This window comes from Polaribacter sp., from assembly GCF_049276715.1.
Classification (GTDB): Bacteria; Bacteroidota; Bacteroidia; order Flavobacteriales; family Flavobacteriaceae; genus Polaribacter.
Genome location: NZ_JBASWY010000049.1, coordinates 1 through 5,184 on the forward strand (window position 1 = coordinate 1; position 5,184 = coordinate 5,184).

General features: G+C 30.1%; 7 protein-coding genes. 3 read left to right on the forward strand and 4 right to left on the reverse strand.

The annotated features are described in order from the left end of the window. The coding region (locus WAO74_RS13055) for a 6-pyruvoyl trahydropterin synthase family protein (protein ID WP_422162697.1) at positions 1-284 on the forward strand (284 nt) is incomplete at its 5' end. Between the two features lie 5 nt (positions 285-289). On the opposite strand, the gene WAO74_RS13060 is transcribed toward WAO74_RS13055, so the two are convergent. Continuing rightward, positions 290-457, reverse strand: a complete 168-nt coding sequence (locus WAO74_RS13060) for a hypothetical protein (RefSeq protein ID WP_422162698.1) — start codon at positions 455-457, stop codon at positions 290-292. 30 nt (positions 458-487) lie between these two features. Beyond that, on the reverse strand, positions 488-958 hold the full coding sequence (locus WAO74_RS13065; RefSeq protein ID WP_422162699.1) for a T9SS type A sorting domain-containing protein: 471 nt from the start codon (positions 956-958) through the stop codon (positions 488-490). Between the two features lie 523 nt (positions 959-1,481). Here WAO74_RS13065 and WAO74_RS13070 point away from each other — a divergent pair. Then, on the forward strand, positions 1,482-1,616 hold the full coding sequence (locus WAO74_RS13070) for a hypothetical protein (RefSeq protein WP_422162700.1): 135 nt from the start codon (positions 1,482-1,484) through the stop codon (positions 1,614-1,616). Positions 1,617-1,754: 138 nt separating this feature from the next. Here the strand turns inward: WAO74_RS13070 and WAO74_RS13075 are convergent, their stop codons facing one another. Then, positions 1,755-3,479 carry a hypothetical protein gene (locus WAO74_RS13075; protein ID WP_422162701.1) on the reverse strand — a complete coding sequence of 575 codons (1,725 nt, stop codon included), beginning with the start codon at positions 3,477-3,479 and terminating at the stop codon, positions 1,755-1,757. 121 nt (positions 3,480-3,600) lie between these two features. Next, positions 3,601-4,515, reverse strand: a complete 915-nt coding sequence (locus WAO74_RS13080; protein WP_422162702.1) for a hypothetical protein — start codon at positions 4,513-4,515, stop codon at positions 3,601-3,603. Between the two features lie 437 nt (positions 4,516-4,952). Between WAO74_RS13080 and WAO74_RS13085 the strand changes: the two genes are divergently transcribed. Then, positions 4,953-5,184 (forward strand): 6-pyruvoyl trahydropterin synthase family protein (locus tag WAO74_RS13085; protein WP_422162703.1); only part of this gene is annotated, 232 nt, incomplete at its 3' end.

The window sequence follows — 5,184 nt, forward strand, 5'->3', positions numbered from 1 at the left end:
ATTACGAGCTAATCGTTTCTTTAACTGGAGAAATTGATAAAGAAACAGGTTATGTTTATGATTTAGGAATTTTAAGAAATATTATAAAATCAGAAATTGAAGATTGCTTTGATCATAAAAACTTAAACATTGAAGTGCCTGAATTTAAAACATTAAACCCAACTGCTGAGAATATTTGCGTAGTTACTTATAATAAACTACGTAAACACTTACCTCAGCAATTGGATTTAGAAATAGTACTTTATGAAACTCCCAGAAACTTTGTGAGTTATTCTGGTAAATAATTTCTTTAAAAATCTCCCCCAGTTGCAGCTGGAGCACTACTAGCAGCCTGAGCTGTTTTTGGGTTTAAAATCATGTAAGTTCCTAAAGCCGTTAATGCTATGTACTTACCGTAATTACCAATTTTTTTAATGGCCTCTTTCCTTGTAATATTTTCTTGATTTTTTTTCATCATTCTTAAATTTTATCTATTATAATGCTATAACTATAATATAATTTTTTTAGTGATTGTGCCTTTATTAGTTTCAATATTAACTACATAGACTCCTTTTGCTAAATTAGGTAGTTTGATATTCTTTACATTATTTACCTTAAAAGTAGATCCTATAACTTGTTTTCCAAGTATGTTATACAACTTAAAACTTACTTCGCCTTCTAAGTTACCTTTAAGGGTTAATGTTTCGTTATTAGATTTGTAAATACTAATACTTGCTAATTCTAAATCGTTTGTATTTAATACACTACTTGATTTTGTATGAAGATAAAAACGACCAGTACCATTTAAAGCTTCATTTAAAGTAACTTTATACTCGCTATTTAATTCATCTAAACGTGTAATTGTGTTGGTAGTTTTATCTTCTAAAAACACTTTAATATCTGTTGGAAGATTTTCTATTTCTGTAGAAAATGAAATTTCTTTCCCTGCATCAGCAGAAATACCTACAGGTACAATCATTGTTTCGAAATCTTTATTTGGTAAAGCTTGTATTGCTAAATTTTTATCACTATCATTAGAAACTACCTTTGTGTAAATAGAAAAACCATTACTACCAAATAGAGAACCATCATAGCCATTATCGAATGCTTTGGTTACTTTTTCATGTTCTAAGTAATAAATGTCTGTATCTCTAACAGAATTACCCTCTTTTACTTTTAAGTTAACTTTTGTAATGTTATTACTACTTTTTTGAAAAGTAGGTGTAGCTTGGTGTGTTTGTAATTCTCTATTAATTACAAAAGATGAAGCACTAGCAGCTTTTACAAAAAATCCTTGGCCAGGAGCAATATTTAGTGCACCTGTTAAATGGTTAAAAGTATCATAGCCTCCTGCACCACTATTATTTGCCTGATTCCAAATCCAAATAGTTGCTTCGTCTAAAATACCAGAATTTGACGCTAAAATATTCGTAGTGTTTGCAGGATTGTTTCCTGGAATATAAGATGGAAATGGGTTCCCTAAAAAGTTAAAACCATTATCTGTGTTTACAAGAGTTGTACTAAAATTTGTTGTAGTTATTTTACCAGAGAAATCTAAAGTACCACTACCAGCAGTAAGATTTGTAGAATATCCTTTTCCAAGTTCAAAATTACCTGTTCCAGTAGCACCATTTTGATAATATGTCCAAGTGTCATCAAGTGTATTATAAGTACCTAATGCTATATTATCTGTACTTCCTGGAGTAGTACTTTGTTGTAAACCAGAAGCAGTTACAAAAGCATCTATGTCTTGTCCTGTAACAGGAGAAGTAATATTATACCAAATTGGTAGTAGCCAAATCTAAAGAAGCTTTTGCATTATTAACCAAAGCAGTTTCGTTACCTAAAAGGATTAAAGAACCTCCACTTTCAATTAGAACATCATCATCTGCAGTAGATTTAAGTACTCCTGTAACTGTAAGTCCAGCACCAGAAGCAATACTTAATGTTGAGTTAGAAAGTAAATCTACATTTGCAGCAATAGCTTCACCAGAAGAAATAGAAACAGTGGCTCCATTTGTTATAAAAGCAATACTAGAAGATGTTGGTACACCTTCAGACCAGTTTGCAGCATTATTCCAATCATTATCTACATTTGTATTACCATTAAATGTTGTATTACTTGTACCAATTGAAAAAGCAGAGGAGCTAAATGGAGTAAAATTACCATTATCTCTACCATCCCAATTTGATGCTGTGTTTATTATTGAAAAATAATTACTGTAGGAGCCTTGGTTAGCTCTAGAACCATTATATCTTCCTTGATCTGGATGTGGAGTTGCACTCCCATCTCCATTACCAGGCATTACACCAAAATCGTTATTGTTCATTCGCAAGAAATCTGTACCTATTGTTAATCCAGTACCCGCTAATTCTGTAGTAACATCTCCGTTTTTATAACCTGTAAGAAATAAACTAGGCGTATTTTTATTTGAGCCTAAATAAGCAAATACAGTTTCACCATCATTTATTAAATTCATTGTGCCATCTATTGTTATAGACCCAATAGAAACATCAGAAGTTCCAGTATCTATTCCAGTAAAATGGATTATTGTACCCGCTATTATAACGTTATTTCCTGAATTCCAAGTTAAAAAAGCATCTGGTGCACTTGGTGCACTTACTGTAAAAGCACCACTATTTGTTTCATCCCAATCATAATCTGTAAAATAAATGGTTGTATTTGCAGGTATGTCAGCTAATGCAGCTATTGCAAAGCTATCTGCAGCATCAGTATCAAAACCAACAAAAGCAATATCTCCTTTAGAAGGTGTGTTTGTATTGATAGTAAAATTCGTTGGAGAAGAAGGTAAGTATGAACCTCCTCCACCATCTGTTCCTTCCCAATTGGATGGTTGGTTTATCGTTGCGAAATAATCGCTAAAAGAACCTAAGTTTGCTCTTTCTCCATTATATTGTCCTGCATCATATTGTCCACTAATAGTACCACTTGCTGTACCAAACCCTACTTGTACTTCAATAAAGTCTATACCTACTGTTAGCCCTGTATCTGTTAGATCTGTTCCTACAGCACCATTTTTAAATCCTGTTAAAAAAAGTGTAGGTGTATCTCTATGCGAACCTAAGTAAGCAAATACAGTTTCTCCAGCATTTAATAAATTCATATTCCCTCCATCTCTAGATAGCGTACCTGTAGATGCAGTAAAACCACTTCCTTCACTAACATTTGTAAAAGTTACTATGGTTCCTGCAGTAATAATTGAGGCTCCTGTACCCCATGTTAAAAAAGAATCTTCACCACCACTTTCTACGAAAGCACCAGCACCAGCATTAGCAGTTTCATCCCAATTTGAATCTGTAAAGTAGATGGTTGAATTTGCTGCTATATCTGCTAAAGCAACTATAGAAAACCCATCTCCAGTACCATCTGTATTATAGCCAACAATGGCAATGTCTCCTTTAGATTGTGCGTTTGAATTAAAAAACACTAAGGTTAGTGTAATAAAAAAAAGGAATTTTTTGTTTGTAAACTTTTTCATAAGATGAGGTTTTAAAGCCTCAAAAATAAACCTTTCGATTTTAACTGTAAAATAAAGTTTTATTTTTTTTCTGCTTTTTTAAAAAAAATACAAGATTAACAATAACAAAGGTTTAAAAAAATTATCTATGTTTTAAATGGGTAACATATTTAAGATAATCGTAATTGTAGTAACTAAATCCGTTCCAATTTATGTGGTCATCAAGGTGTTTTTCTTCTTTACGCAAGCTATCAAAAAACTTTTTTTCTGCTTCGTGTAATTCGTGATTTTTAAAATAATCACCTAAAAAATTCATTTCTGCAGAATATAAAATAGATACTTTTATATTAGAATCAATTTCATCTAAAAGCTCTAGTCTCTTTTTTACATAAGGAAAAACACCTTCTATTCTTCTTACATAATCGTGTATTAATAAACGGTCTATGTGCTTAGAAATTTCTTTTACTTCTTCGTGGTTGTACCTGCCAATGTATGCTTCTACTTCAATATCATGGTCTATTTCATCTGCAAGAAAACGCATTGTTTCTAAAGAACCTATAAAATACTTAAAAGAATTTTCTCTATTACACTTCATTTGTGAATTTACTAAGTAATTTCTACAATAATAACCACCATCTAATGATTCATGCTCATTCCAATATTCATATTCTAAGTTATATACATCAAAACGTTCAAGTTTATTTTTTCTAGATACATTGTAAGGATGAATGGCTTCGATAAAGAAGTTGCCACTTTCACCTGAAGCACTTATTCGCTCCACGCCATATTCTTTTTTTGCTTTTACAATAAAGTCAGCAAGTATTTGGTTCTGAGTACTATCTCCTAGAGGAAAACTTTTGTTAATTTTATGTAAATCGTATAAAATTAATTCTTTTATTTTGTGTTTTTTTGCAAATTCAAGAAGCTCATTTTCTGGTGAATAATTACCAAGTATATTGGCAAAATTATCTACATATAAAGTTCTATTTTGGGCTTTTATTGTTATGAGCGTGCTTATAAGGATTAAGGAAAAAAATAATTGTATTTTAATTTTCAAAATAATTGTATTTTATTTTTAATACACAAATATAATATCTTCTAAAAATATTTTAATAAAAATTAGTGTTAATTTTTTTAAAATTACGTGTTTTCTATAAATTGAGTGGAATAGAAGCGTTTCACAAAAACAAAACTAAATATGTAATAAGCAAAGAATTACAATAATAAGCTAATTTACTGCATGAAAATAATTTAAAACTATATGCATCAATTGCTAGTATTTTCAACTAACTAAAAGTTGTATAGCAATAATATGAATAACAAAAATGAATAGATGTAGTAGAAAATCTTTATTTAGAGTCTGGTTTTTTGCCTGTTCTTCTAAGCTTTTCAAAAATAAATGCTTCTTTTAAATCAGAATATTTAAAATAAGTAAATCCAATAAAATTGTTGTTTTTAAAATTATATTTAAAGAATCGTATCAAAACTTAAAGAATACCTAAAGTTACCGTTAATAGAAAAGCGCATTTTAATGCAGCACATAGATTATATAGAAAAGATTGGTCTGATGCTAAAAACTTCGAAGTTTTTAATAAATGCAGTAATCCTAATTATCATGGTCATAATTACGAGCTAATCGTTTCTTTAACTGGAGAAATTGATAAAGAAACAGGTTATGTTTATGATTTAGGAATTTTAAGAAATATTATAAAATCAGAAATTGAAG

Coding starts and splice junctions, on each gene's coding strand:
- WAO74_RS13065 (WP_422162699.1), bottom strand. CDS start 958: ATGATTGTACCTGTAGGTATTTCTGCTGATGCAGGGAAAGAAATTTCA.
- WAO74_RS13075 (WP_422162701.1), bottom strand. CDS start 3,479: ATGAAAAAGTTTACAAACAAAAAATTCCTTTTTTTTATTACACTAACC.
- WAO74_RS13060 (WP_422162698.1), bottom strand. CDS start 457: ATGATGAAAAAAAATCAAGAAAATATTACAAGGAAAGAGGCCATTAAA.